Source organism: Gilvimarinus sp. 1_MG-2023 (genome assembly GCF_030548285.1).
The window spans coordinates 1-369 of record NZ_JAUOSC010000349.1; the positions used below are offsets into that span (position 1 = coordinate 1).

The 369-nt window shown below is 56.1% G+C and carries 1 protein-coding gene; it reads right to left on the bottom strand.

The genetic code is table 11. The features are described from left to right. Positions 1-350 (bottom strand): DUF3488 domain-containing protein (locus tag Q4563_RS17135; protein WP_303605351.1); only part of this gene is annotated, 350 nt, incomplete at its 3' end. Positions 351-369 lie beyond the last annotated feature (19 nt).

The window sequence follows — 369 nt, forward strand, 5'->3', positions numbered from 1 at the left end:
GAGGCCGGGCGCTGGTCAAGCCATTGTTGTTGCGACAGCACCGTGTATTGGGTGCCGGGTTTGAGCGGTGCTGGCAAGAGCGGTTGGCCGAATGGGTCGGTGGCGATGACGGTAGCAGGCAACCACAGGGCGACAGGATCTCCGGCGGCAGGTAATTGGGCTGTCATGCCTTGTTTTATGGTGATTTGTTGTTGGAAGTTGCCGCGATTTTCCTGTTCACCGGGCAGTATCACCTTGCCCTGCTGATTGGTGTTGTGTTTATGGAAGGCGGTGGTTGATGAACTCCAGCGCAGTCCATCAAAATGGTCGAAGGTGCGTACTTTCAGGTAGCTGCCGTGAGGGGCTTTCATCAGGGCAATAACCTGGTTC